The sequence below is a fragment of the Streptomyces sp. NPDC005438 genome (assembly GCF_040606315.1).
In the GTDB taxonomy this organism is placed as follows: domain Bacteria; phylum Actinomycetota; class Actinomycetes; order Streptomycetales; family Streptomycetaceae; genus Streptomyces.
Window position 1 is genome coordinate 556,519 of the sequence record NZ_JBEXEP010000001.1, and the last position, 25,506, is coordinate 582,024.

Genomic DNA, 25,506 nt, shown 5'->3' on the forward strand with positions numbered 1-25,506 from the left:
GAGTAGATCCATATGCCTCCGAAGGGCCGTACAGCGGGCGCCAAGAAGGTGCGCCGCAAGGAAAAGAAGAACGTCGCTCACGGGCACGCCCACATCAAGAGCACGTTCAACAACACCATCGTCTCGATCACCGACCCCACCGGGAACGTGATCTCCTGGGCCTCCGCCGGCCACGTCGGCTTCAAGGGGTCCCGCAAGTCCACCCCGTACGCCGCGCAGATGGCCGCCGAGAACGCCGCCCGTCGTGCGCAGGAGCACGGGATGCGCAAGGTGGACGTCTTCGTCAAGGGCCCCGGCTCCGGTCGTGAGACCGCGATCCGCTCCCTCCAGGCCACCGGCCTGGAGGTCGGGTCCATCCAGGACGTCACGCCCACCCCGCACAACGGCTGCCGTCCCCCGAAGCGGCGCCGGGTCTGATGTGACGGGTCCGCCGCCCTGACCGGGGCGGCGGACCTCGACGTCTTCGGGTTCCGGTCCTCCCCGCGACTTCGGGAGTGGCCGGGACCCGTCCCGCCGAGAACGGCGGGTGGGTACGGAGTGGTGCTTTCGCCCCTGAGGGCGCCGGCGCCACGGCCGTACCCTGGGAAGTGACCCCGGGAACCCCCGGGGCTCAGCTCGGCATCAAATAGCGGGTGCCGAAGACTGGAGGCTAAACCCCATGCTGATCGCTCAGCGTCCCTCACTGACCGAAGAGGTCGTCGACGAGTTCCGCTCCCGGTTCGTGATCGAGCCCCTGGAGCCGGGCTTCGGTTACACCCTCGGCAACTCCCTCCGCCGTACGCTCCTCTCCTCGATCCCCGGTGCCGCCGTCACCAGCATCCGCATCGACGGTGTGCTGCACGAGTTCACCACCGTCCCGGGGGTGAAGGAGGACGTCACCGACCTGATCCTCAACATCAAGCAGCTGGTCGTCTCCTCGGAGCACGACGAGCCGGTGGTGATGTACCTGCGCAAGCAGGGCCCCGGTCTGGTGACCGCCGCCGACATCGCGCCGCCGGCCGGTGTGGAGGTGCACAACCCCGACCTGCTGCTGGCCACCCTCAACGGCAAGGGCAAGCTGGAGATGGAGCTGACCGTCGAGCGCGGTCGCGGCTACGTCTCCGCCGTCCAGAACAAGCAGGTGGGCCAGGAGATCGGCCGTATCCCGGTGGACTCCATCTACTCCCCGGTGCTCAAGGTCACCTACAAGGTCGAGGCGACCCGTGTCGAGCAGCGCACCGACTTCGACAAGCTGATCGTGGACGTCGAGACCAAGCAGGCCATGCGCCCCCGGGACGCCATGGCGTCGGCCGGTAAGACGCTGGTCGAGCTGTTCGGTCTGGCCCGCGAGCTGAACGTGGACGCCGAGGGCATCGACATGGGCCCCTCGCCCACCGACGCCGCGCTGGCCGCCGATCTGGCGCTGCCCATCGAGGAGTTGGAGCTGACCGTCCGCTCCTACAACTGCCTCAAGCGCGAGGGCATCCACTCCGTGGGCGAGCTGGTCGCCCGCAGCGAGGCGGACCTGCTGGACATCCGCAACTTCGGCGCCAAGTCGATCGACGAGGTCAAGGCGAAGCTGGCCGGCATGGGCCTGGCCCTCAAGGACAGCCCGCCCGGATTCGACCCGACCGCCGCCGCCGACGCCTTCGGCGCCGACGACGACGCGGACGCGGGCTTCGTGGAGACCGAGCAGTACTGAGACGTTCCGGGGTCCCGGTCGCCGACAGTGGTGGCCGGGACCCGGGCGCGAGCCGCAGGGCTCAGCTGACTTCGGCGGGGCGACCGCCTCGTCGACCTGACACCGGTACCTGGTACGGCCGGTGCAGAGCACAAGGAGAAAGAGAATGCCGAAGCCCACCAAGGGCGCCCGGATGGGCGGCAGCGCCTCCCACCAGAAGGCGATGCTGTCCAACCTGGCCACCGCTCTCTTTGAGCACGGCCGCATCACCACCACCGAGGCGCGTGCGCGCCGTCTTCGTCCCGTCGCCGAGCGGCTGATCACCAAGGCGAAGAAGGGCGACCTGCACAACCGTCGCCAGGTGATGCGTTCGGTCAAGGACAAGGGTGTCGTCCACACCCTGTTCACCGAGATCGGCCCGCGTTACGAGAACCGTCCCGGTGGCTACACCCGCATCACCAAGATCGGTAACCGTCGGGGCGACAACGCCCCCATGGCGGTCATCGAGCTGGTCGAGGCCCTGACCGTGCAGCAGAAGGCGGTCGGCGAGGCGGAGGGCGCCACCAAGCGTGCCGCCAAGGACGCCGCCAAGGACAAGGAGGCCGCGGGGGCCGAGGCCGCCGCGAGCGTCAAGAAGACCGAGGAGCCCCAGGCCGACAAGGCCGAGGACGCCGAGGACACCCAGGAGTCCAAGGACGCCTGATTCCGGCCCCAGCCGGTGGACGGGCCCGTCTCCCCTCACGGGGGGCGGGCCCGTTCTTCGTCGGTCGAGCAGCGAGTAGTCGAGCACCCAGGAGTACGAGGAGCACCGTGAACGCCCCCGGAACGCACGACGGCACCCCAGGCCCCGGACTGGTACGGGTGCGGTTGGATCTGTCGTACGACGGCCGTGACTTCTCCGGCTGGGCCCGCCAGCGCCAGCGGCGCACCGTGCAGGGCGAGTTGGAGGAGGCGCTGCGGGTGGTGCTGCGGCGTGCCGAGGCACCGGAGCTGACGGTGGCCGGGCGGACCGACTCCGGGGTGCACGCCCGGGGGCAGGTGGCCCACGTGGACCTGCCGGAGGAGGAGTGGGCCGAGGAGGGGGAGCGGCTGCGGCGCCGGCTGGCCGGGCGGCTGCCGATGGACGTACGGGTGTGGTCCTGCCGGCGGGCGCCGGAGCACTTCGACGCCCGTTTCTCGGCGATCTGGCGGCGGTACGCGTACCGGGTCAGTGACCATCCGGGCGGGGTGGACCCGCTGCGGCGGGGGCATGTGCTGTGGCACAACTGGCCGTTGGACGTGCAGGCCATGAACGAGGCGGCCCGGGGCCTGCTGGGGGAGCACGACTTCGCGGCGTACTGCAAGCGCCGAGAGGGGGCCACCACCATCCGTACCCTGCGCGAACTGCGGTGGGAACGCGGGGTGGACGGGGTGGTGGAGGCGACGGTGCGGGCCGACGCCTTCTGCCACAACATGGTGCGCTCCCTGGTGGGGGCGCTGCTGTTCGTCGGGGACGGCCACCGCCCGCCGGACTGGCCGGCCAAGGTGTTGGCCGCCGGGGTACGGGACTCGGCCGTCCATGTGGTGCGGCCCCACGGGCTGACCCTGGAGGAGGTGGGTTACCCGCCAGACGACCGGTTGGCCGCCCGCAACCGGGAGGCGCGGAACCGCCGTACGTTGCCGGGGAGTTCGGGCTGCTGCTGAGCGGTGGGCGGGACCCGTGGGACCTGTGGGCCCGTGCCGCTCCGGGGTGGGGCCGCTCGTGCCGTTCCCGTACCGGGGAGTTGACGGTCCTTTTCCTGGGTGTGCCTCACGTTCTCGGTCGGTCATGACCTGTGTGGGGTTCGGGATAGGGTGAGGCGATTTGTGGAGTGGTGTGGGTGCTGGGCGAGCGCGGTGTGGGGTGAAGGTGGTGCGAAGAAGTCGGTCCGGGCGGGAGTCGGGACAACCGTTCTCCGTTCCGGTACGTCCAACCCCGTGTCCATGGCGAGGCGGCCAGGGCGGCGCGTCCACGGTCGACCGGCCGTCTCCTCCGGGGGCCCGGGAGGCGTCGGCGTTCCGTCGTCGGCCCCGGCCCGCCGGTGGGAGCAACGAGAGAGCATGGAGCGGCAGTTGAAGATCAGCAAGCGGGGACTGCGCCTCGGCGGCGGTGCCGTCGCGGTGACCGGCGCACTGGTGGCGACCGGGGTGCTGGTGGCGCCCGCGCAGGCGGCCCCGCCCTCCGGCGTGGTGGCCAAGGGCGCGTACCTGGCGGACGGTGACAGCGGGAAGAAGCTGTGGGGCAAGGGCGCCGACACCCGGCGCCAGATGGCCAGCACCACCAAGGTGATGACCGCCACGGTGGTGCTGGACGGCAAGCCGGATCTGAGCCGGAAGGTCACCGTCAAGAAGACCTACCGGGACTACGTCGCCCGGGAGGGGGCCAGCACCGCCGACCTCAGGACCGGGGACAAGGTGACCGTGCGGCAGTTGCTGTACGGGATGATGCTGCCTTCGGGGTGTGACGCCGCGTACGCCCTGGCCGACGCCTTCGGCAAGGGCGACACCGTCAAGAAGCGGACCGCCTCCTTCATCGGCAAGATGAACGCCAAGGCCCGGCAACTGGGCCTGAAGAACACCCGGTTCGACAGCTTCGACGGCATCTCGCAGGGCGGAAAGAACTACACCACCCCCGGTGACCTGGCCAAGATCGCCGGCCAGGCGTTGAAGCACAAGACGCTGCGGGACGTGGCCAAGACGGTGACCACCAAGCAGAAGGCCACCAACGGCCGGGTCTACACCTGGACCAACACCAACACCCTGCTCGGTTCCTACAAGGGGGTCACCGGAATCAAGACCGGTACCGGCACCAAGGCCGGGCCCTGCCTGGTCTTCGCCGCCACCCGGGACGGCAGGACCGTGACCGGGGTGATTCTCAACAGCACGAAGCGGTACCAGGACGCCGCCCGGATGCTGGACTGGGCCTTCGACCAGAACCAGCGCAAGACGTTGGACCTGCGGAAGCTCCCGGTCGGCGCCCAGCGCGACTGACCCGTACCGGTGCTGGGGAGCCCGGGGCGAAGGGTCGTCCCGGGCTCCCGCCGGTTGCCGGTCGGGGGCGCTTTTGACCCACGGCCACACCGGCCGGTAGTCTCCAGTTTCGTTGTGTGTATTGGGTTGCTCATTCTCACGTGAGGGGCTCTTACACCGGCCTGCCTGCCGATGACCGGCGACCGGCACTCGGCCGCGTCACCGACGTGCGGTCCTAGCCTGGAAGTCCGGCGGTGGCCTTGTCAGGACCACTCTCACTGAAAAAGCGAAGGCTACAACCGTGCGTACGTACAGCCCTAAGCCCGGCGACGTTCAGCGCCAGTGGCACGTCATCGACGCCCAGGACGTTGTCCTGGGCCGGCTGGCCTCCCAGGCCGCCACCCTTCTGCGGGGCAAGCACAAGCCGGTGTACGCGCCGCACGTTGACGCTGGTGACTTCGTCATCATCGTCAACGCCGACAAGGTGCACCTGTCCGGCAACAAGCGGACCCAGAAGATGGCCTACCGCCACTCGGGATACCCGGGCGGCCTGCGGTCCATCCGCTATGACGAGCTGCTGGCGAAGAACCCCGAGAAGGCCGTCGAGAAGGCGGTCAAGGGGATGCTCCCCAAGAACACCCTCGGGCGCCAGATGCTCTCCAAGCTCAAGGTCTACGCGGGCCCGGAGCACCCTCACGGGGCGCAGCAGCCCGTACCGTTCGAGATCACCCAGATCAGCCAGGTCGCGCGGTAAGTCCGGCCACCCTAAGACGAGAAGAATCTGAGGAGAATCGTGGCCGAGACCACCGTCGAGAACCTCTCCGAGACGGACGAGGTGCAGGAATACACCACCGAGACCCCGGCGGAGGAGTACACCTCCGAGTCCCTCCCCTCCGCCTTCGGTGACCCCCAGCCGGCCGCCGGCACCGGGCGTCGCAAGAACGCCGTGGCGCGTGTGCGGATCATCCCCGGCTCCGGCCAGTGGAAGATCAACGGCCGCACCCTGGAGGGGTACTTCCCCAACAAGGTGCACCAGCAGGAAGTCAACGAGCCCTTCAAGGTGCTGGAGCTGGACGGTCGTTACGACGTCGTCGCCCGCATCAACGGCGGCGGCATCTCCGGCCAGGCCGGTGCGCTGCGCCTCGGTGTGGCCCGCGCGCTGAACGAGGCCGACGTCGACAACAACCGTGGCCCCCTGAAGCGCGCCGGCTTCCTCTCCCGGGACGCCCGTGCCGTGGAGCGGAAGAAGGCCGGTCTCAAGAAGGCTCGTAAGGGCACCCAGTACAGCAAGCGTTGATCGCTGTACTCGCCGTACGCCGTCCGGCCACCCGGGGTCCCACCCCGGTGGCCGTGGCGTGAACGCCCCGGTGGCATCCGCCGCCGGGGCGTTCTCCGTTGGGTGGCCCGGAACGGGGGAGTCCCCCGGTCGCCGCCCGTACCCGGTGCCCGGCGCCTCGCCCGGGGTCGACCAGCGTGCCCCACACCGGGGCGGGCCAGGCACCATGGGAGGAATCGCCGCGCCGGGAGAGCCCGCGACGCGAGGGAGGGCCCTCGGTGAGCCGCACCGACCAGGGGCCGACCCCGTCCACGGCGGACCAGCCCGTCAGGGCCGTACGCACACGACACCAGACTCGGAGGAACACAGTGGGACGACTCTTCGGTACCGACGGGGTGCGCGGCACGGCCAACGAGGGGCTGACCGCCGAGATGGCGATGGGCCTTTCCGTGGCGGCGGCCCATGTGCTGGCGGAGGCCGGCACGTTCGAGGGGCACCGCCCGGTCGCCGTGGTGGGGCGTGACCCCCGCGCTTCGGGGGAGTTCCTGGAGGCGGCCGTGGTCGCCGGGCTGGCCAGCGCGGGGGTGGACGTGCTGCGGGTCGGGGTGCTGCCCACCCCGGCGGTCGCCTATCTGACCGGGTCCCTCGGCGCCGACCTCGGGGTGATGCTGTCGGCCAGCCACAACCCCATGCCGGACAACGGCATCAAGTTCCTCGCCCGGGGCGGCCACAAGCTGGCCGACGAGTTGGAGGACCGCATCGAGACCCTGTACCACGGGCACCACTCCGGGCAGTCCTGGAACCGCCCCACCGGTGCCGGAGTCGGGAGGGTGCGGGACTACGACGAGGGCTTCGACAACTACGTGGCCCACCTCATCGGCGTACTCCCCAACCGGCTCGACGGGTTGCGGGTGGTGATCGACGGGGCGCACGGGGCCGCCGCCCGGGTCTCCCCGGAGGCGTTCGCCCGTGCCGGAGCGGAGGTGACCACCATCGGCACCGACCCGGACGGGCTCAACATCAACGACGGTTACGGCTCCACCCACCTGGAGCGGCTGCGGGCCGCCGTGGTCGAGCAGCGCGCCGACCTCGGGGTGGCGCACGACGGGGACGCCGACCGCTGCCTCGCCGTGGACGCCGAGGGCAACGAGGTGGACGGCGACCAGATCCTGGCCGTGCTGGCCATGGGCATGAAGGAGGCCGGCACCCTGCGGCGGAACACCGTGGTCGCCACGGTGATGTCCAACCTGGGCTTCAAGCTGGCCATGGAGCGGGAGGGGATCACCCTGCTCCAGACGGCGGTGGGTGACCGTTACGTGCTCCAGGAGATGAAGCGCGGCGGCTACTCCCTCGGCGGCGAACAGTCCGGCCACGTCATCGTGTTGGACCACGCCACCACCGGGGACGGCACCCTCACCGGGCTGATGCTGGCCGCCCGGCTGAGCGCCACCAACCGGACGCTGGCCCAGCTGGCCGGGGTGATGCGGAGGCTGCCGCAGGTCCTGGTGAACGTGCCGGACGTGGACAAGTCGCGGGTGAACACCTCGGGCGAGGTCAGTGCCGCGGTGTCCCAGGCGGAGCGGGAACTGGGCGACACCGGACGGGTGTTGCTGCGCTCCTCGGGCACCGAACCGCTGGTGCGGGTGATGGTGGAGGCCGCCGACCTCGAACAGGCCCGTACGGTCGCCAGTCGGCTGGCCGACGTGGTCAAGAGCGCCCTGGGCTGACCCGGTGCCCCGGGCGGGCACCCGGAGTAGGGCTCCCCGTCACAGCTTCCGTAGGGACAGCCGGCGCACCTTGTGGTCCGGGCCCTTGCGCAGGACCAGGGTGGCGCGGCCCCGGGTGGGGGCGATGTTCTGTTCCAGGTTGGGGCGGTTGATGGTGCGCCAGGTGGTGCGGGCGTAGTCCAGTGCCTCCTCCTGGGAGACCTCGGTGTAGCGGCGGAAGTAGGAGTCCGGGTTCTGGAAGGCGGTCCGGCGCAGCTTCACGAACCGGTCCAGGTACCAGTGGTGGACGTCCTCGATGTGGGCGTCCACGTACACCGAGAAGTCGAAGTAGTCCGCCAGCGCCAGCCGGGTCCGCCCGTCCTTGCCCGGCAGCGCCGGCTGGAGCACGTTGAGCCCCTCCACGATCAGGATGTCCGGGTTGCGCACCGTGAGCCGTTCCCCGGGCACGATGTCGTAGATCAGGTGTGAGTACACCGGCGCGGACACCTCGCGCTTGCCCGACTTCACCTCGGCCACGAACCGGGTGAGGGCCCGGCGGTCGTACGACTCGGGGAAGCCCTTGCGGTGCATCAGCCCCCGGCGCTCCAACTCGGTGTTGGGCAGCAGGAATCCGTCGGTGGTGACCAGCTCCACCCGGGGGTGTTCCGGCCAGCGGGCCAGCAGGGCCTGGAGCAGTCGGGCGGTGGTCGACTTGCCCACCGCCACGCTTCCGGCCAGCCCGATCACGAAGGGCGTGCCCCGGGGGATGTTCTTCCCGCCCAGTTCGTCGCCCAGGAAGCTGTTGAGCGCGCTGCGGAGCCGGCCGGTGGCCGCCACGTAGAGGTTGAGCAGCCGGGACAGCGGCAGGTAGATGTCCCGCACCTCGTCCAGGTCGATGACGTCGCCCAGTCCGCGGAGCTGCTCCACCTCCTTGGCGTCCAGGGGCAGGGGGGTGCGCTCGCGCAGGGCGCTCCACTCCGCGCGGGTGAGGTCGACGTAGGGCTTGGTGGACACCCGGCCATTGTGCGCGGGCCGCCGGTGGGCCTTCTCCCCGGGTCCGCCCGGACGGACCGGATCGGGTCCGTCCGCACCTCTGTACGGCCGTCCTCGTCACCCACTACCTTGCGCCTCATGAGCCACCTCATACGCCGCGTCCGGGCCGCCGGACAGCGAAGACGCGTCCCCCGTCAGGCCATGCCGAACGAGCTGGCCTCCGCCCGGATATGGGGCGACCTGCACGACGACCTGCCGGACGAGGACCTGGGCGAGGATCCCGACGACGCCCTGGACTCCTACCGGCTGGGCAGCAAGCCCCGCTGCGAGGAGGCGGAGTACCTGGCCCTGCTGGAGGAGGCCCGGGAGCGGCTCGCCGAGGAGGGCTGAATCGCCGGCCTGTCGGGGGGCGTCGTAGGCTGCCGCCCATGTGCGGCATCGTGGGGTACGTGGGAGGGCGGTCCGCCCTCGATGTGGTGACCGCCGGCCTGCGCCGGCTGGAGTACCGGGGCTACGACTCGGCCGGGGTGGCCGTGCTCGCCGACGGTGGTCTGGCCGCCTCCAAGAAGGCCGGCAAGCTGGCCAACCTGGACAAGGAGCTGGCGGGCCGGCCCCTGCCGTCCGGCACCACCGGTATCGGCCACACCCGCTGGGCCACCCACGGTGGACCCAGCGACGCCAACGCCCATCCGCACCTGGACAACTCGGGCCGGGTGGCGGTGGTGCACAACGGCATCATCGAGAACTTCGCGGCCCTGCGGGCCGAACTGGTCGACCGGGGCCACGAGTTGCTGTCCGACACCGACAGCGAGGTCGTGGCCCATCTGCTGGCCGAGAACTACTCCTCCTGTGACGACCTGGCCGAGGCCATGCGGCAGGTGTGTCTGCGGCTGGAGGGGGCGTTCACCCTGGTCGCGGTGCACGCCGACGCCCCCGACGTGGTGGTGGGGGCCCGCCGCAACTCGCCGCTGGTGGTCGGGGTGGGGGACGGGGAGGCGTTCCTGGCCTCCGACGTGGCGGCCTTCATCGCCCACACGCGGCAGGCCGTGGAGCTGGGCCAGGACCAGGTGGTGGAGCTGCGCCGGGACCAGGTCACGGTGACCGACTTCCACGGCGCGGCCGGGCGGGTGCGCGAGTACCACGTGGACTGGGACGCCTCGGCCGCCGAGAAGGGCGGCTACGACTACTTCATGCTCAAGGAGATCGCCGAGCAGCCCAAGGCGGTCGCCGACACCCTGCTGGGCCGGGTCGACGGTTCCGGCGAGCTGACCCTGGACGAGGTCCGTATCCCGCACTCGGTGCTACGGGAGGTGGACAAGGTGGTGATCGTCGCCTGCGGCACCGCCTTCCACGCCGGGATGATCGCCAAGTACGCCATCGAGCACTGGACCCGGTTGCCCTGCGAGACCGAGCTGGCCAGCGAGTTCCGCTACCGCGACCCGATCCTGGATCCGCGCACCCTGGTGGTCGCCATCTCCCAGTCAGGGGAGACCATGGACACCCTGATGGCGCTGCGTCACGCCCGGGAACAGGGCGCGAAGGTGCTGGCCATCTGCAACACCAACGGCTCCACCATCCCCCGCGAGTCCGACGCGGTGCTGTACACCCACGCCGGCCCGGAGGTGGCGGTCGCCTCCACCAAGGCCTTCCTGACCCAGCTGGTGGCCTGCTACCTGGTCGCGCTGTACCTGGCGCAGACCCGGGGCCACAAGTGGGGCGACGAAGTGGCCTCTGTGGTACGGCAGTTGGCCGAGATCGGCACCGAGGTGGAACGGGTGCTGGAGACCATGGAGCCGGTGCGCCAACTGGCCCGGGCCCTCGCCGACAAGGACACCGTGCTGTTCCTGGGCCGGCACGTGGGCTTCCCGGTGGCCCTGGAGGGGGCGTTGAAGCTCAAGGAGCTGGCGTACATGCACGCCGAGGGCTTCGCGGCCGGCGAGCTGAAGCACGGGCCGATCGCCCTGATCGAGGAGGACCTGCCGGTGGTGGTCGTGGTGCCCTCGCCCCGTGGCCGTTCGGTACTCCACGACAAGATCGTCTCCAACATCCAGGAGATCCGTGCCCGGGGCGCCCGCACCATCGTGATCGCCGAGGAGGGCGACGAGGCGGTGGAACCGTACGCCGACCACCTGATCCGCGTCCCGGCCACCCCCACCCTGCTCCAACCCCTGGTCGCCACCGTGCCCCTGCAGGTGTTCGCCTGCGAGCTGGCCACGGCCCGGGGCAACGAGGTGGACCAGCCCCGCAACCTCGCCAAGTCGGTGACGGTGGAGTGACCCACAGGGAGACGCGGTGATCGTCGGGGTGGGCATCGACGTGGCGGAGATCGACCGGTTCGCCTCCGCCCTGGACCGCACGCCCTCGCTGGCCGGGCGGCTGTTCGTGGAACGGGAACTGTGGCTGCCGGACGGGGAACGCCGGGGCGTGGCCTCGCTGGCCGCCCGGTTCGCCGCCAAGGAGGCGCTGGCCAAGTCGCTGGCCGCCCCGGCCGGGTTGCGCTGGACGGACGCCGAGGTGGTCACCGCCCCCGGGGGCCGGCCGGAACTGAGGGTGTACGGCACGGTCGCCGCCCGCGCCGAGGAGCTGGGAGTACGGCACTGGCACCTGTCGCTCAGCCATGACGCCGGGGTCGCCTCGGCGGTGGTGATCGCCGAGGCCTGACCGGGGCCGCCCCACGGGTGGGCGCGCCAACCGGGCGGCGCCGGGCCTGGGTTCGCCACACTGGGGGACATGAGAACCGCGTACCTGGTCGAGACCGTACGGGCCGCCGAGGGCGAGCTGATGGCCCGGCTGCCCGAGGGGACCCTGATGGCCCGCGCCGCCTCCGGGCTGGCCGCCGCCTGCCGTGGACTGCTGCCCCGCACCTACGGCAGCCGCGTCGTGCTGCTGGTGGGCAGCGGTGACAACGGCGGTGACGCCCTCTACGCCGGGGCCGGCCTGGCCCGCCGGGGGGCCGGGGTCACCGCCGTACTGCTGTCGCCCGAGCGCACCCACGCCGGGGGGCTGAGGGCGCTGCGCGCCGCCGGAGGACGGGCGGTGGCCGGGCCGGAGGCCAGCGTGGGGGGTGAACCGGCGCCGGTGGAGGCGCTGCTGCAACGCGCCGACCTGGTGGTGGACGGCATCGTGGGCATCGGTGGCCGGGGAGGGCTGCGCCCCGACGCGGAGCACCTGGTGTGGCTGACCGAACGCGCCGGGGTGCCGATCGTGGCGGTGGACCTGCCCAGTGGGGTGGACGCCGACACCGGGGAGGTGCACGGCGCGGCGGTACGGGCGGCGGCCACGGTCACCTTCGGCACCCACAAGCCGGGGCTGCTGGTCGATCCGGCCCGGAGCCACATGGGGGCGCTGCGGCTGGTGGACATCGGCCTGGACCCCTTCCTCCCCCCGGAGCGGACGGCGGCGGTGGCCTACCAACACCCCGACGTGGCGGCCCTGTTGCCCCGCCCCGGGGAGGACAGCGACAAGTACCGGCGCGGTGTGGTCGGAGTGGTCGCCGGCTCCGCCCGCTACCCCGGGGCCGCCCTGCTGGCGGTGGCCGGTGCTCTGCGCGGGGGCGCCGGAGCGGTGCGCTTCGTGGGCGAGGGCGCCGACGAGGTGGTGCGCGCCCACCCCGAGACCCTGGTGGCCCGGGGCCGGCCCAGCCGGGCGGGCCGGGTGCAGTCCTGGGTGGTGGGCCCGGGGCTGGGCGACGGGCCGGAGGCCCGGGAGGCGGTGGCCGAACTCCTGGCGGAGGAGCCGCCGTTGCTGGTGGACGCGGACGGGTTGCGCCTGGCCGGTGTCGACGCCCTGCGGGCCCGTACCGGAGAGACCCTGCTGACCCCGCACGCCGGGGAGGCGGCGGCGCTGCTGGGGGTGCCCCGGGAGCGGGTGGAGGCCGAACGGCTGTCCTCGGTACGGGAGTTGGCACGGCGTACCGGGGCGACGGTGCTGCTCAAGGGGTCGACCACCCTGGTGGCCCCGCCCGACGAACGCCCGGTGCTGGTCAACCCCACCGGCAGCCCCTGGCTGGCCACGGCCGGCAGCGGTGACGTGCTGTCCGGGCTGGCCGGTTCCCTGCTGGCCACCGGCCTGAGCGCCTACCAGGCGGGCGGGGTCGGCGCCTACCTCCACGGGGTGGCCGGCCGGCTGGCCCGACACCCGGGAGGCGCCACCGAGGTGGCCGAGGCACTGCCGGCCGCCTGGGCCGAGTTGACCGGTGGCCTGGACGGCTGAACCGGTCCGCTGGTGCGGGCGGTGGGGCCGCGTCCAGCGTGGGTGCGGCGCGCGGATCACGCGCGGCCCGGACACCGGCAGCCGAGACGGGCCCGGTCGTGGGGGCCCGGCCGGGTCGGAAGCCGGCCACGGCAGGTCGCTCGTACACCCGCCAAGAGGTCGCGGCCACGGTGGGTCGGAGGGCGCTGGGCGGCGACCAGGTCCCCGCCCGGCCCCTGATCCGGGACGGGGCGGGAACCTCGGCGGCTGGGCGCCCCCTCGCCCTCGCGGCCTCCGCCGGTGTCGCCGATGACCAGGGGTGTCCCGCATGTCACGTGTGCCCGGGCCGTGACGGCCGGACGCGCCTGCGACACTGGGCGGGTGAACAGTCAGCCAGAACCCCAGGTCACCGCACCGCTCGCACGCGCTCGGGCCGAGGTCGACCTGGGTGCGCTGCGCGCCAACGTCCGTACGCTCAAAGCCCGTGCCTCGGGTGCGGAACTGATGGCGGTGGTCAAGGCCGACGCCTACGGGCACGGGCTGCTGCCCTGTGCCGCCGCCGCCCGGGAGGCCGGCGCCACCTGGCTCGGCACCGCGACCCCCCAGGAGGCGCTGGACCTCCGCGCGGCCGGCGACACCGGCCGGCTGATGTGCTGGCTGTGGACCCCGGGTGGGCCCTGGCGGCAGGCGATCGAGGCCGAGGTGGACCTGGGCGTCAGCGGGATGTGGGCCCTGGAGGAGATCGTGGCCGCCGCCCGCGCCAGCGGCCGTACCGCACGGGTGCAGTTGAAGGCGGACACCGGGCTGGGCCGTGGCGGCTGTCAGCCCGCCGACTGGCCGGGACTGGTGGGCCGGGCCCGGGAGGCCGAGGCCGAGGGCACCGTGCGGGTGACCGGACTGTGGTCGCACTTCGCCTGTGCCGACGAGCCGGGGCACCCCTCCATCGCACTCCAACTGGACGCGTTCGGTGAGGCGTTGGCGTACGCCGAGCGGGCCGGCATCCGCCCCGAGGTGCGTCACCTGGCGAACTCGCCGGCCACCCTCACCCTGCCGCGGTCCCACTTCGACCTGGTCCGTACCGGGGTGTCCCTGTACGGGCTGTGCCCCTCACCGGAGCTGGGCACCTCCGCCGACTGGGGGCTGCGCCCGGTGATGCGGCTCGCCGCCTCGGTGGCCCTGGTCAAGGCGGTACCGGCCGGTCACGGCGTCTCCTACGGTCACCAGTACCGCACCGCCGAGCCCACCCAACTCGCCCTGGTGCCGGTCGGGTACGCGGACGGGGTGCCCCGGCACGCCTCCGGCCGGGCCCAGGTGCTGGTGGGGGGCGGCCGGCGCGTCATCGCCGGCCGGGTGGCCATGGACCAGTTCGTGGTGGACCTCGCGGGGGAGCCGGCCGGCACGGTGGCCGCCGGGGACGAGGCGGTGCTGTTCGGGCCGGGAGACCAGGGCGAACCCACCGCCGAGGACTGGGCCGAGGCGGCGGGCACCATCGGGTACGAGATCGTCACCCGCGTCGGCTCCCGGGTGCCCCGGGTCTACCGCGACAGCGAGGCCGGCGACGCCACCGCCGCCGACCCGGCCAGGCGTAGTACCCGTCCCGGCGGGGCAGGCGCCCCGGTACCGGAAGGCGCGTCCATCCAGCAGAGTGCGGGGGCTCAGGGATGACCACGGGGGACAGGAACACGGTCGAGGCCGTGCGGGAGGTCGCCGCGTCGGTGGACGACGGTACGGGTGTGGCCACCTGGGCCCGACGGGCCGGCATCGCCGGCGCGGCCGTCGGCCTGGTGGCCGCCAGCGTGGCCGTGGACCGGCTCACCGTGCAGCGGGGTATGCGGCGCAAGGCACGGCTGGCCCTGGACGCGGCCGGCCCCTACGGCACCCTGCGCGGCACCCCCGGGACGGTGCTGGCCGACGACGGCACCGAGCTGTACTACGAGGTGGACGAGCCCACCGCGTCCCCCACCGAGGACGACGGTGACGAGGCGGTCGAGGCCCCCGTGCCCGGCGACGGCGCGGGCGGCCCCACGGTCCCGAAGGTGCGGCTGCGGGAGGCGGTACGGGTTCCCCGACGCCGGCTGCTGGGCCTGCTGCCCTCCAGGTCCGGGGAGCCGCCACCCACCGTGGTGTTCTGCCACGGCTACTGCCTCAACCAGGACAGCTGGCACTTCCAACGGGCCGCCTTCCGGGGTGCGATCCGTACCGTCTTCTGGGACCAGCGCGGACACGGCCGCTCGGGCCGGGGCGTCCCCGGAAAGCCGGTGCACTTCGACCAGTTGGGGCGGGACCTGAAGGCGGTGCTGGACGCCGCCGTACCCGAGGGGCCGGTGGTGCTGGTCGGCCACTCCATGGGCGGGATGACGGTGATGGCCCTGGCCGCGCAGTACCCGGAGCTGGTGACCGAACGGGTGCGTGGGGTGGCCCTGTTGGCGACCTCGGCCGGTGACCTGGGCAACCTCAGCTACGGCCTGCCGGCGGCCGGGGCGCGGGCCGCCCAACGGCTGCTGCCGGGGATGCTGCGGGCGATGGCCGCCCAGAGTGACCTGGTCGAACGGGGGCGCCGGGCCACCGCCGACCTGTTCGCCCACGTGGTACGCCGGTACTCCTTCGGCGGCGGCGCCGAGGTCGACCCGGGGGTGGCCCGCTTCGCCGAACGGCTGCTGGAGTCGGTACCCATCGACGTGGTGGCCGACTTCTACCCCGGGTTCGTGACCCACGAGCGGGCCGAGGCGCTGGCCCGCTTCGCGGACCGCCCCTCGGTGGTGCTGTGCGGGGACCGCGACCTGGTGACGCCGTTGGAGCACAGCGAACGGATCGCCTCGGCTCTGCCGGGCGCCGAACTGGTGGTGGCCGAGGGCGCGGGCCACCTGCTGTTGCTGGAACAGCCCGGGCTGGTGAACGACCAGCTGGCCCGGCTGCTGGAACGGACCCTGCCCCCTCGGCGGAAGGCCACCCGGCGGCGCTGACCGGACGGCCCGGAACCGGGACCGGGGCACCGCGACGGACGCGTACCATCCGGTCCCATGGACGTACCGCAGCAGCTCGCCCCGCACCTCCTCACCGTGGACACCGCCGACCGGATGCGGCAGCTCGGACGCGACCTGGCCGGCCTGCTGCGGCCCGGCGACCTGGTGCTGCTCAGCGGGGAGCTGGGCGCGGGCAAGACCACCCTGACCCGGGGACTGGGGGAGGGCCTCGACGTGCGGGGATCGGTGGCCTCCCCGACCTTCGTGATCGCCCGGGTGCATCCCCCGCTGGGCTCCGGCCCGGGCCTGGTGCATGTGGACGCCTACCGGTTGGAGGGCGGCCTGGACGAGATGGAGGACCTCGACCTGGAGCTGTCCCTGCCGCGCTCGGTGGTGGTCGTGGAGTGGGGCGAGGGCAAGGTCGAGGGGTTGGCGGACAGCCGGCTGGAGGTCCGTATCGAGCGGTCGGCCGGTTCCGCGCTGGCCTCCCAGGCGCCCCCGGAGGGCGAGGAGGTCGCCGAGGACCCCCGCACGGTACGTCTCACGGCCGTCGGCCCCGCCTGGCACGACCGCTCGCTGTCGCCCCTGGGCTGACCGGGACCGCTGACCGGGACACCGCGAAGGGCCTTCCGAGGGGACTTCCGTAGGGCCCCATCCGATGGCCCCGTGACTCCTGACTCCGTGGCCCCGTGGCCCCGTGGTCCCGTGCGCCCGGCCGGGCAACGGTGCGCCCCTCCGCATCCTCCGCGCCGCTCCGCGTCTTCCCGTACCTTTCGTGCCATTCCGTGCTCACGTGCTGACCGGGGCGTGACGTTCCCGTTCCGGTACGGGGTGGGAGCGGCGACTCGTTCCGACAGGCTGTCGGGAAGATATTGCGCCCGTGGGGTGTGCCGTGGTCACATGGGACAAGACGGTTGGTTAGGCGACCCTAACCTGTCCTGTCCCGGAGTTCACGGGAGGAACCATGACGGCCCACGAGGGACGGCCCGAGCCGGGCGCCGTATCGATGAGTGAACTGCTGGCGGCCTCTGCCGCCGCCCGCCTGGTGTCGACGCCGCCGGCCCCGGAGCCTGTACGCGAGGTCGCCGGAGTCACCGAAGTCGCCGAGGGGGCGGACTCGGCCGAACTCGCGCCAGGCGCGGAGCCGTTGGGCGAGCGGATCGTCCGGGGCGCCGGCCCCCGGGCCGCCTAGAGCCGCGTCGTTGGGCCGCTGAGAGGCGCGCCCGTTCTGCCCCGCGCCTTGTCGCGCCTCGCTACGTGGTCGCGGTGCTTGTCGGTGGGGCGCCGTGGTGTTGTCGTGGGCGCGTTCACCGATCTTCCGGGGTCCGCTCTCGGCGTGCCCCGGGCGATGTCCGGCACCTCCCCGCCGGGGGTGGCCCGGCCCCGCGGCTCGCGGTGCGCTCCTCGATCGCCGGCCGGTGCTCGGTCCCGGGGCCCCTCCGAGCTGACCCGGGGCACCGACCGTTTCCGGGTACGCGGAGGTGGGGCACCGGCCGTGAGGCGGCGCCCCGAACGTCAGGGGACGACGTACACCGGGGTGCCCGTGGAGGCGAAGGCCCACAGGGCCTTGCCGTCGGCGCGGGACTCGCGGATGCCCCCCGTCTTGGGGCCGTCGGGGTCGGGCGCGGCGGTGGAACCGTTGAGGGCGGCGCTGAATCCGATGGTCACCCCCTCCACGGTGGCGAACCGTACGACGTTCTCCACCGGCACCCCGTCGGAGCCGGTGATGTGGGCGGAGCGGGTGCCGACCTGGTAGCGGCCCGGCTTGGGGCTGACCGCGCTGGCGGTGACCCGGTAGGTGCGGGTGACCTTCTCGCCCTCGCCGACCAGCCACACCCGTTGCAGTTTCAGGGAGTAGACGATCCGGCGGCCCTCGCCCGAGTCGGCTGGCACGGCGGCCGGCTTCCTGGGCCGCTCCTTCTCGCTCTTGCCGTCCGAGGAGGGCGCGCCCTGGGGGCGACGGTCACCGTGGTCGCGGTCGGCCGCCGCGTTCGCCTGCAGGGCCAGGAAGCCGACGACCGCCAGCGCGGTCGCGGTGAGTGCGGCCACCACGACTCCGGGTCTGCCGCCGCTTTCGCTTGCCACCTTGCGCCGCCACCTTCCGGGCTGGTCCTGGATGCTGCGGGCCCGACGTTAGCAGCAGCCAGCCGCCATCCGGCGCGAGGTGATCCCGGCCCCCACGGGGTTCCCCTGTTCGCTCCCGGGGCGGTGCGCGCCGGTGCGGGTGACGGCGGACGTACCCGGGTCCCTGGCTCCCGGTGTTCGCCGTACCCTGGGCGGGTGCTGCTGCTCGCTCTGGACACCGCCACCCCCGCCGTCACCGTCGCCCTGCACGACGGCACCGCCGGTACGCTCGCCAGCCACCAACGGGTCGACGCCCGACGGCACGGCGAACTGCTGCTGCCCGCCGTCGACCAGGTGCTCTCCGAGGCCGGGCGCACCCTGGACCAGCTCACCGACGTGGTGGTGGGCGTCGGGCCGGGGCCGTACACCGGACTGCGGGTCGGGCTGGCGACCGCCGCCGCCCTGGGGGCCGCCCGCGACCTGCCGGTGCACGGGTTGTGCACCCTCGACGGGCTGGCCTACGCCTCCGGGCTGGACCGCCCCTTCGTGGTCGCCACCGACGCCCGCCGCAAGGAGGTCTACTGGGCCCGGTACGCCGACCACCGCACCCGGGTCGGTGAGCCCCAGGTCCACCCCCCGGCCGAGGTCGCCGCTCTCGTGGGCCCGCTACCGGCCCTCGGCGCCGGCGCCCAGTTGTACGCCGAGCACTTCCCCGGGTTGCTGGAGGGGGCGCCCGCCCACCAGTCGGCCGGCGCGCTGGCCCAGTTGGCGGCGGAGCGGCTGGCGGCCGGCGAGGAACTGCTGCCGCCCCGGCCGCTGTACCTGCGGCGCCCGGACGCCAAGGTGCCGGCCGGCTACAAGGTGGTCACCCCCCGGTGAGCGAGCCGGAGGCGGTGGACCTCAGGCCGCTGCGCTGGTGGGACCTGCCGGCCGTACTGGAGCTGGAACACCGGCTGTTCCCCGAGGACGCCTGGTCGGAGGCGATGTTCTGGTCCGAACTGGCCCACGCCCACGGGCCGTCGGCCACCCGCCGCTACCTGGTGCTCCAGGGCCCCCGGGGCCTGGTGGGCTACGGGGGGCTGGGCGTGATCGACGACACCGGTGACATCCTCACCATCGGGATCGACCCCGACCACGAGGGCACCGGGCTGGGTTCCCGACTGCTGGCCGGACTGCTGGCGGCGGCCCAGGAGTTCGCCTGCGCCCAGGTGCTGCTGGAGGTGCGGGTGGACAACGAGCGGGCCCAACGGCTCTACCACCGCTTCGGTTTCGCCCCCCTGGGCGTACGGCGCGGCTATTACCAGAACGGGAAGGTCGACGCCCTGGTCATGCGCCGCCCGGCCCCCGTGGCCGGGTGACCGGGTGACTGGGAGAAGGGAGCGGACGGTGACGGTGACCGCGCTGATGTGGGAGGCCAAGGCCGCCGAGGGCCGGGGCGAACGGCTGCTGGAGTGGGCCCGCGCCGCCGAACCCGTCGGAGACGGTTCGGCCGCCCCCGGGGAGCCGCTGCGCAGGGAACACCTCACCGCGCCCGGGGGCAGGGTGCTGGTCATCACCTGGTGGGACACCGACCGGGAGGCCGCACCGCCCGAACTCCCCGAGCCGCCACCGGCGTTGCTCGCCCGCCCGGTGCACCGTTGGCGCTTCACCAGGGTCGACTGACGGCTCCCGGCACCGTACGGGCGGGGGCCCGGCTCAGCCCCGTACCGAGGCGGTCGGGGTGGGGTCCTCCATCCCCAACATCCCCTCCAGGGTGGTCTGGTGGCGCTCCAGCCAGGACTGGTAGACGGCACTGTCCTGAGCGGCCTCGATGTAGGCGTGCTGGAGTTCCGGGAACAGGACATCGATGTCAGCCGTACCTCCGGTCCGTACGGCCAGCACCAGCCGTACCGCCAGGGGGTCCCCGGCGATGGGCCGGATGGCCATGCCGGGGCGTCCCACCGAGATCGGCTGGCAGGGGGTGATCACCTCGCCGGCGGTCACCAGGTCGCCGGCGGTCATGTAGTCCCCGTGCACCACCCGGGGGTTCAGCTCCTGGGTGGCGAACAGGCGGCGGATGCCGATCCACTCGCCGTCCACCGTGGGGTCCACCATCCACTGGTCGTCGGCGAGGTCCATCAGGTCGAACTCGTCCTTGTGGACCTGGGGATGGCGTTCGGTCACCGCCATGAACTGCGGCTCGCGCTCCAACAGCACCCGGGTCTCGATGCCCTCGGGGAAGTTCAGCGGGGAGCCCTCGACCTCGTGCGCGTACACCGCGTCCAACTGGTTGGAGGCCAGCATCTGCAACAGGGCGTTGGCGGACACGTCGATGTGGATGGTGGTGTCGGTCTCCGGCAGGCGCTCGTGCAGACGGCGCAGCCAGCGGGAGAGCGTACGGCTGCCGGTGCTGCCGACGCGGAGTCTCTGTCCCCCCGAGGCGTGACCGGCCGCCTCTCTGACCTCGTTCATCAGGGCGTCCATCTCGGCCACGATGGGCCGGGCACGGCCCAGCACGGAACGTCCCAACGGTGTGGGCTTGCTCCCCTCGCGTCCCCGAGTGAACAGCTCACCACCGACTGCCTGTTCTATTCGCCGGAGCTGTGTCGTCAAGGAAGGCTGCGTCATCCCCAGCTGACGCGCTGCCTTACGGACACTGCCCGATTCGGCGATCGCGCACAGGGCGCGAAGATGCCTGACTTCGAGCTCCACCCGCGGAGCATAACGGCACCTCAGACAGCGTCGCCAGAGCGCGGAGGGGAGTGGTAGCTCTCAGCTTGGTGAGCGGTCACTCTCCGGGTATGCGTTTGGGCTATCGCGTACCGGCATCGTCCGCAATCCGCGCTCATGTCACAGACTCTCCTCGTCGGTATGCGCATTCATGCAGGGGTCCTGCCGTCTTGAGCCACCCCCCTCAGCTCGACGGAGCGGGGCGGTGGGGCCCCCGACAACGAGTTGGAGTTCCCTTGAGATCTCTCGCCTCCGCGGCTGCGGTAACCCTGGGTCTCGGCCTCGCCGCCGCCGGACTCACCGCGGGTACCGCTTCCGCGACCACCCCCCACGCGACCCCCCACAAGGCTCCGTCCGCCACCGCCAGCTACACCGGCGAGAACGAGGCCGGCAACAAGGCCTTCTTCGAGGCCGTATGGAAGTCGGTGAAGGCCAAGCGCGCCGCCAACCCGGGCGCCACCGCCGTCACCGTCACCTACGACGCCAGCCAGGCGCCCACCTTCAGCGCCCAGATCGCCCGCAGCACGGACATCTGGAACTCCTCGGTCAGCAACGTCACCCTCCAGGAGGGTGCCAACGCCGACTTCGAGTACCGCGAGGGCGACGACCCCCGTGGCTCCTACGCCAGCACCGACGGCCACGGCCACGGCTACATCTTCCTGGACTACGCGCAGAACCAGGAGTACGACTCCACCCGGGTCACCGCCCACGAGACCGGGCACGTCCTGGGCCTTCCCGACCACTACGAGGGCCCCTGTAGCGAGCTGATGTCCGGTGGCGGCCCCGGCACCTCCTGCACCAACTCGCAGCCGGACGCCAACGAGATCTCCCAGGTCGACCAGCTGTGGCAGAACGGTGTCCTCAGCGCCTTCGACAAGAGCCCGCTGGGCAAGGCCGCCTTCCGGTAAACCCGGGTGAACGGCCGTCCCTCGTAGGGCGCCTCGGCGCCCTCACGAACCCGGGACACCCGGCCTGACCCACGCCGGCCGGGTGTCCCGTTCCACCCCCACGCGCCTACCGACACCCCACCCCGTCCCTACGACCTCCCCACGACCGAACGGTGAGCCTCCCACGCGGCCCCCGGGCCGCCACCGTTCTTCGAGGGCCCCGGCTCCGGGCTCCACCCGTTTCCAGGGCCCCTCCCCGTCAGCGGGGAGAACGATCCGCCACCCCCACCCTGGCCCGCTCGCGCCACCCCCGACGGTCCCCTCCCTCGGGGGCGACGACGCCAGGTGAGCGGAACGCTCAGGGAAGCGGGCGCCCCACCAGCATGGTCGGGGCGCCCGCGACCCGCGTGAGGAACACCGTCGCCGCGTTCGGCCCGCTCGGCCGCACCTTCTTGCGCAGTTCCTCCGGCGACACCGCCGAGCCGCGCTTCTTCACCGTCAACGACCCCACCTCACGTTCCCGCAGCAGCGCCCGCAGCCGCTTCACGTGGAACGGCAGTACGTCGGTGATCTCGTACCCGGTCGCGAACCGGCTCTCCACCCTCGCGTCCCCGGTCACATAGGCGATGGTCGGGTCGACCAGCCGGCCGCCCACCTCCTCGGCGACCGCCGCGACCAGGTGGGCGCGTACCACCGCACCGTCCGGCTCGTACAGGTAACGCCCCACCGGCCCCACCTCGGGCACGCCCAGAGCCGCCTCACCCCCGGCCACCGACAGCGAGCCCCCCGAGGGCAGTACGGTCGCCGTCACCGTCCCCGGGGCTCCGGTGCCGAACCACAGCACCGCCTCCTTCACCTCGCCCCGGTCCGAGGTCCACTCCGCCTCGGCCTCCTCGGGCACCAGCTCGTGCGGGATGCCCGGCGCCACCTTCAGCGCGGCCACCCCGACCCGGCGCGCCGCCTCGACGGCCCAGGACAGGGGCGGGGAGTAGGCCTCCGGGTCGAAGATCCGCCCACCCCCGTGGCCCCGGCCGCCTCCGCCGCCGGGAGCCGGGCCGTCACCCCCACGGGCCGGAGCGGGACTGTTGATCCGCCGAGCCGGAGCTGAGCTGTTGATCCGGCGGGCCGGATCAACGAACAGCGCCTCCTGGCCGGCGAGTTCGACCTCCTCCACCCGCCCACACCGCACCTCGATCAGGTCCGCCAGCCCCAGCGCCTCGGCGTTCGCCCGGGCCACCGCGCAGGTCAACGGATCCTGGTCCACCGCCAGCACCCTCAGCCCGGCCCGGGCCAGCGCCACCGCGTCGCCGCCGACCCCACAGCACAGGTCCGCGACCCGTGTCACGCCCAGCCCCCGGAACCGCTCCGCGCGGTGGGCGGCCACGGTGGCCCGGGTCGCCTGCTCCACCCCGTTCGGGGTGAAGTACATCCGGGCCGCGTCCCGGTCACCGAACTTCGCCCGGGCCCGCTGGCGCAGTCGGGCCTGGCCCAGCGCGGCCGACACCAGCTCGGGAGGGTGGTCGCGCCGCAGCCGGGTGGCGAGGGTCAACTCCTCGGCGGGGTCGTGGTCCTGGAGCTGTGCCAGCAGCCGCTGCCCCTCGGGGGAGAGCAGGGCCGCGAGAGGGGCGTCAGGGTGGTCGTTCACCGGCCCATTGTGGGCCAACGGGTGGATGCCGCCGCCGCGCCGGGGTGTCTGACGTACGGCTCGTGGTCCCCCTGGAACCATGCCGAGGTATGCGATTTGTACGACAGGCGTACAAAAGGGGTGACGCCCTCTGTCAGCCGGGCGACGCTCACCCACCCGACTCCCGACAGGTCGCGGTACGTGGGGCGGTGGCCGCTCTGCTGCTGGCGCTGACCGCCACCGCCTGCGGCGACCCGCACCCGCAGCGCGCCCCCGGCGAGGGCGACCGCGCCGACCCAGGCTCCTCGGTGGAGAGCGCCGACCCCCGACCCCCCGACCACGCCCCGCCCGCCCGTTCCCTGACCCACTACGCCGAGCGGCTCCTGGCCGAGCACCGGCGCCGCCAAGTGGCCGCCGAGCACTGGAAGTTGGCGCGCCCACCCCTGACGCCGCCGCCCCCGCCGGCCGTCAAGCCCCGACTCCACACCCCGCACGGCTTCCGCGCCGCACCCGGCGAGGACCGCGTCCCGAAGGTGATCACCCGGGTCCCGACCCGGGAGAAGGTCGTGTTCATCACCGTGGACGACGGGGACCACCAGAGCCCCGCCCTGTCCAGGATGCTGGCCGACCTGGACGTCCCGATCAGCGCCTTCCTCACCCACGACGAGGTGGGCGGGGGCTACCCGTACTTCCGCACGCTGCGCCGACAGGGGGTGGCCGCCCACAACCACACCCTCACCCACCCCTACCTGCCGCGCCTCTCCACCCGTCAGCAACGGCGGGAGATCTGTGACCAACAGGACAACCTGGAACGGGAGTTGGGGGAGCGCCCCCGCTTCTTCCGACCCCCGTTCGGGGCGTACGACCGCCGGACCCTCGACGTCGCCGCCTCCTGTGGGGTGGAGGTGGTGCCCCTGTGGAGCGAGGAGGCGTTCCCGGACCGGCTGGAGTACCGCGACGGCGACAGGCTGCGCCCGGGCGACATCATCCTCACCCACTTCCGGGGACCCGGCGACTGGAACGGCACCATGCCCCAGGCCATCCGCCGCATCCTCAAGGAGGCCACCGACCAGGGGTTCGCGGTCGCCCGGCTGGAGGACTACCTCTGACGAGCCCGACGTGCCCGGCGCCGGGGCCCGTGCTCCGGCGCCTCGGGGCCCCGTGCCCCAGAGCCCCGGAGGTCAGGCGACGCGGGCGTGGGGCAGCTGTTCCAGGATCGTGGTGACCGTCTCCTCGGGGGACTGGTCGGAGGTGTCCAGCCACAGGCCCAGGTCCGGTGTACCAGTACGCAGGGCCCGGTCGAGCGCCTCGACGGTCCACGCCCCGTACCCGGACTTGGCCCGGCCGGCCTCCCGGGCGCGCACCGCCCGGGGGGAGGGCGCCAGCACCACGACGTACAGCGGACGGGTGCGCACCGAGGTCACGAAGTGGCTCAACTCCCCGCCCAGTACGACGTCCTGGACGACCACCGTCCACCCCTCGCGGGCGTACCCGTCGGCCACCGTCGCGGTCAGCCGGTGACGGGTGCGCAGCTGGGCCAGTGCCTCCGGGTTCTCCTCGGGCAGGGTCTCCTGTCGGCCGGAGACGATCATGCGGCGGAAGACGTCTCCGCGTAGGTGGACCGACCGGGGCAGCCGCTCGGCCAGGGCCTGCGCCACGGTGGACTTGCCCGAGGCCATGACGCCGGTGAGCAACAGCACGGCGGGGCCGGGTTCCTGGACCACGTGGACCTCACTTCCGGGTGTCGGCCGACCGCGTCCGGGAGCGGGAGCGTGGGTGCCGGCCGTCGGGGGTGGGTGGCGCCACCCGGGCCGGGTCAGCGTAGGCGGCGCCGCGAGGGCGGCCAAGCGGTTTTTGCGCCGTCCCACGAGGGGGCCTGAGGGGATGAGGCGCAGGTCAGCGGCGTTCCGGGGTGCGGTCGAAGTGACGCACCGGGCCACTTCGTTGGCACTCTAGTTGACGGAGTGCTAACCGACGCATAATGTCGGCGTTGGCACTCCCCAATGAAGAGTGCCAATCACCGCGCGACAGGCGGATCCGGCACCCGCGACGACGGATCCACCAGGTCGCCACCCCAGACATTTCAGCCCCGTGAGATCTCCGAAGGGGGAGGTCGGATCGTGACGACCGCCAGTTCCAAGGTTGCCATCAAGCCGCTTGAGGACCGCATCGTGGTCCAGCCGCTCGACGCCGAGCAGACCACGGCCTCGGGCCTGGTCATCCCGGACACCGCCAAGGAGAAGCCCCAGGAGGGCACCGTCCTGGCCGTGGGCCCGGGCCGTTTCGAGGACGGCAAGCGCCTGCCGCTTGACGTCTCCGTCGGCGACATCGTGCTCTACAGCAAGTACGGCGGCACCGAGGTGAAGTACAGCGGCGAGGAGTACCTCGTCCTCTCGGCCCGCGACGTGCTCGCGATCGTCGAGAAGTAAGCCACTCGTTCGCTTG

27 protein-coding genes are annotated in these 25,506 nt (G+C 72.6%); 22 read left to right on the forward strand and 5 right to left on the reverse strand.

Annotated elements, in window-relative coordinates; translation table 11 throughout:
- Nucleotides 1–12: 12 nt before the first annotated feature.
- The 8 genes from rpsK (at nt 13) to glmM (ending at nt 7,651) form a co-directional block, all read left to right on the forward strand.
- Nucleotides 13–417, forward strand: a complete 405-nt coding sequence (gene rpsK, locus ABZT14_RS02330; RefSeq protein ID WP_356295654.1) for a 30S ribosomal protein S11 — start codon at nt 13–15, stop codon at nt 415–417.
- A gap of 241 nt (nt 418–658) precedes the next feature.
- Nucleotides 659–1,681: a DNA-directed RNA polymerase subunit alpha gene (locus tag ABZT14_RS02335; RefSeq protein ID WP_356295658.1), complete on the forward strand. Its 1,023-nt coding sequence runs from the start codon at nt 659–661 to the stop codon at nt 1,679–1,681.
- A gap of 145 nt (nt 1,682–1,826) precedes the next feature.
- Entirely contained in the window at nt 1,827–2,363 is a 537-nt protein-coding gene (gene rplQ, locus ABZT14_RS02340) for a 50S ribosomal protein L17 (RefSeq protein WP_356295660.1), read from the forward strand.
- A gap of 107 nt (nt 2,364–2,470) precedes the next feature.
- Nucleotides 2,471–3,343: a tRNA pseudouridine(38-40) synthase TruA gene (gene truA / locus ABZT14_RS02345; RefSeq protein WP_356295662.1), complete on the forward strand. Its 873-nt coding sequence runs from the start codon at nt 2,471–2,473 to the stop codon at nt 3,341–3,343.
- Between the two features lie 396 nt (nt 3,344–3,739).
- Nucleotides 3,740–4,669, forward strand: a complete 930-nt coding sequence (locus tag ABZT14_RS02350) for a serine hydrolase (RefSeq protein WP_356295664.1) — start codon at nt 3,740–3,742, stop codon at nt 4,667–4,669.
- Between the two features lie 280 nt (nt 4,670–4,949).
- Nucleotides 4,950–5,402, forward strand: coding sequence for a 50S ribosomal protein L13 (rplM, locus tag ABZT14_RS02355; RefSeq protein WP_356295666.1), 453 nt, complete (start codon nt 4,950–4,952; stop codon nt 5,400–5,402).
- Nucleotides 5,403–5,441: 39 nt separating this feature from the next.
- A complete protein-coding gene (gene rpsI / locus ABZT14_RS02360) occupies nt 5,442–5,945 on the forward strand; it encodes a 30S ribosomal protein S9 (RefSeq protein WP_356295668.1) in 504 nt (167 codons plus the stop codon).
- A 347-nt stretch (nt 5,946–6,292) separates the two neighbouring features.
- Nucleotides 6,293–7,651 carry a phosphoglucosamine mutase gene (gene glmM, locus ABZT14_RS02365; RefSeq protein WP_356295671.1) on the forward strand — a complete coding sequence of 453 codons (1,359 nt, stop codon included), beginning with the start codon at nt 6,293–6,295 and terminating at the stop codon, nt 7,649–7,651.
- Nucleotides 7,652–7,690: 39 nt separating this feature from the next.
- Here glmM and coaA read toward each other — a convergent pair whose 3' ends face one another.
- A complete protein-coding gene (gene coaA, locus ABZT14_RS02370) occupies nt 7,691–8,644 on the reverse strand; it encodes a type I pantothenate kinase (protein WP_356295674.1) in 954 nt (317 codons plus the stop codon).
- 117 nt (nt 8,645–8,761) lie between these two features.
- Here coaA and ABZT14_RS02375 point away from each other — a divergent pair, with 117 nt between their 5' ends.
- The 8 genes from ABZT14_RS02375 to ABZT14_RS02410 all read left to right on the forward strand — a co-directional run bounded on the left by ABZT14_RS02375 (nt 8,762) and on the right by ABZT14_RS02410 (nt 16,969).
- Complete coding sequence (locus ABZT14_RS02375; protein WP_356295677.1) at nt 8,762–9,013, forward strand: hypothetical protein; 252 nt, start codon at nt 8,762–8,764, stop codon at nt 9,011–9,013.
- Between the two features lie 38 nt (nt 9,014–9,051).
- The gene (gene glmS / locus ABZT14_RS02380; protein WP_356295680.1) at nt 9,052–10,899 is read left to right on the forward strand and encodes a glutamine--fructose-6-phosphate transaminase (isomerizing); all 1,848 of its coding nucleotides are present in this window, start codon (nt 9,052–9,054) and stop codon (nt 10,897–10,899) included.
- A 16-nt stretch (nt 10,900–10,915) separates the two neighbouring features.
- Nucleotides 10,916–11,284: a holo-ACP synthase gene (locus tag ABZT14_RS02385; protein WP_356295683.1), complete on the forward strand. Its 369-nt coding sequence runs from the start codon at nt 10,916–10,918 to the stop codon at nt 11,282–11,284.
- 69 nt (nt 11,285–11,353) lie between these two features.
- Nucleotides 11,354–12,835 carry an NAD(P)H-hydrate dehydratase gene (locus tag ABZT14_RS02390; protein WP_356295684.1) on the forward strand — a complete coding sequence of 494 codons (1,482 nt, stop codon included), beginning with the start codon at nt 11,354–11,356 and terminating at the stop codon, nt 12,833–12,835.
- A gap of 360 nt (nt 12,836–13,195) precedes the next feature.
- Nucleotides 13,196–14,479: an alanine racemase gene (alr, locus tag ABZT14_RS02395; RefSeq protein ID WP_356295687.1), complete on the forward strand. Its 1,284-nt coding sequence runs from the start codon at nt 13,196–13,198 to the stop codon at nt 14,477–14,479.
- The gene (locus ABZT14_RS02400) at nt 14,476–15,777 is read left to right on the forward strand and encodes an alpha/beta hydrolase (protein WP_356295691.1); all 1,302 of its coding nucleotides are present in this window, start codon (nt 14,476–14,478) and stop codon (nt 15,775–15,777) included. The genes alr and ABZT14_RS02400 overlap by 4 nt, the downstream gene beginning before the upstream one ends.
- A 57-nt stretch (nt 15,778–15,834) precedes the next feature.
- Complete coding sequence (gene tsaE, locus ABZT14_RS02405; protein ID WP_356295694.1) at nt 15,835–16,371, forward strand: tRNA (adenosine(37)-N6)-threonylcarbamoyltransferase complex ATPase subunit type 1 TsaE; 537 nt, start codon at nt 15,835–15,837, stop codon at nt 16,369–16,371.
- 370 nt (nt 16,372–16,741) lie between these two features.
- Nucleotides 16,742–16,969, forward strand: a complete 228-nt coding sequence (locus tag ABZT14_RS02410; RefSeq protein WP_356295697.1) for a hypothetical protein — start codon at nt 16,742–16,744, stop codon at nt 16,967–16,969.
- A 323-nt stretch (nt 16,970–17,292) separates the two neighbouring features.
- On the opposite strand, the gene ABZT14_RS02415 is transcribed toward ABZT14_RS02410, so the two are convergent.
- Nucleotides 17,293–17,862: a hypothetical protein gene (locus ABZT14_RS02415; RefSeq protein ID WP_356295700.1), complete on the reverse strand. Its 570-nt coding sequence runs from the start codon at nt 17,860–17,862 to the stop codon at nt 17,293–17,295.
- A 195-nt stretch (nt 17,863–18,057) separates the two neighbouring features.
- Between ABZT14_RS02415 and tsaB the strand changes: the two genes are divergently transcribed.
- From tsaB to ABZT14_RS02430, 3 genes are read left to right on the forward strand one after another with little or no spacing between them, the layout of a single operon-like run.
- Nucleotides 18,058–18,720, forward strand: a complete 663-nt coding sequence (gene tsaB / locus ABZT14_RS02420; protein WP_356295703.1) for a tRNA (adenosine(37)-N6)-threonylcarbamoyltransferase complex dimerization subunit type 1 TsaB — start codon at nt 18,058–18,060, stop codon at nt 18,718–18,720.
- A complete protein-coding gene (rimI, locus tag ABZT14_RS02425) occupies nt 18,717–19,199 on the forward strand; it encodes a ribosomal protein S18-alanine N-acetyltransferase (RefSeq protein WP_356295706.1) in 483 nt (160 codons plus the stop codon). The genes tsaB and rimI overlap by 4 nt, the downstream gene beginning before the upstream one ends.
- A gap of 28 nt (nt 19,200–19,227) precedes the next feature.
- Nucleotides 19,228–19,503 (forward strand): hypothetical protein, encoded by a 276-nt coding sequence (locus tag ABZT14_RS02430; protein WP_356295709.1) that lies wholly within the window; start codon nt 19,228–19,230, stop codon nt 19,501–19,503.
- 33 nt (nt 19,504–19,536) lie between these two features.
- Here ABZT14_RS02430 and ABZT14_RS02435 read toward each other — a convergent pair whose 3' ends face one another.
- The gene (locus ABZT14_RS02435; protein ID WP_356295712.1) at nt 19,537–20,532 is read right to left on the reverse strand and encodes a LysR family transcriptional regulator; all 996 of its coding nucleotides are present in this window, start codon (nt 20,530–20,532) and stop codon (nt 19,537–19,539) included.
- Nucleotides 20,533–20,786: 254 nt separating this feature from the next.
- On the opposite strand from ABZT14_RS02435, the gene snpA reads away from it, so the two are divergent.
- On the forward strand, nt 20,787–21,458 hold the full coding sequence (snpA, locus tag ABZT14_RS02440) for a snapalysin (RefSeq protein WP_356295715.1): 672 nt from the start codon (nt 20,787–20,789) through the stop codon (nt 21,456–21,458).
- 337 nt (nt 21,459–21,795) lie between these two features.
- Here snpA and ABZT14_RS02445 read toward each other — a convergent pair whose 3' ends face one another.
- On the reverse strand, nt 21,796–23,163 hold the full coding sequence (locus ABZT14_RS02445) for a methyltransferase domain-containing protein (protein WP_356295718.1): 1,368 nt from the start codon (nt 23,161–23,163) through the stop codon (nt 21,796–21,798).
- 8 nt (nt 23,164–23,171) lie between these two features.
- Here ABZT14_RS02445 and ABZT14_RS02450 point away from each other — a divergent pair, with 8 nt between their 5' ends.
- The gene (locus ABZT14_RS02450) at nt 23,172–24,170 is read left to right on the forward strand and encodes a polysaccharide deacetylase family protein (protein WP_356295721.1); all 999 of its coding nucleotides are present in this window, start codon (nt 23,172–23,174) and stop codon (nt 24,168–24,170) included.
- A 72-nt stretch (nt 24,171–24,242) separates the two neighbouring features.
- On the opposite strand, the gene ABZT14_RS02455 is transcribed toward ABZT14_RS02450, so the two are convergent.
- Nucleotides 24,243–24,785: an AAA family ATPase gene (locus ABZT14_RS02455; RefSeq protein WP_356295723.1), complete on the reverse strand. Its 543-nt coding sequence runs from the start codon at nt 24,783–24,785 to the stop codon at nt 24,243–24,245.
- A gap of 396 nt (nt 24,786–25,181) precedes the next feature.
- On the opposite strand from ABZT14_RS02455, the gene groES reads away from it, so the two are divergent.
- Nucleotides 25,182–25,490 (forward strand): co-chaperone GroES, encoded by a 309-nt coding sequence (groES, locus tag ABZT14_RS02460; protein ID WP_356295725.1) that lies wholly within the window; start codon nt 25,182–25,184, stop codon nt 25,488–25,490.
- The last annotated feature ends 16 nt before the right edge of the window (nt 25,491–25,506 follow it).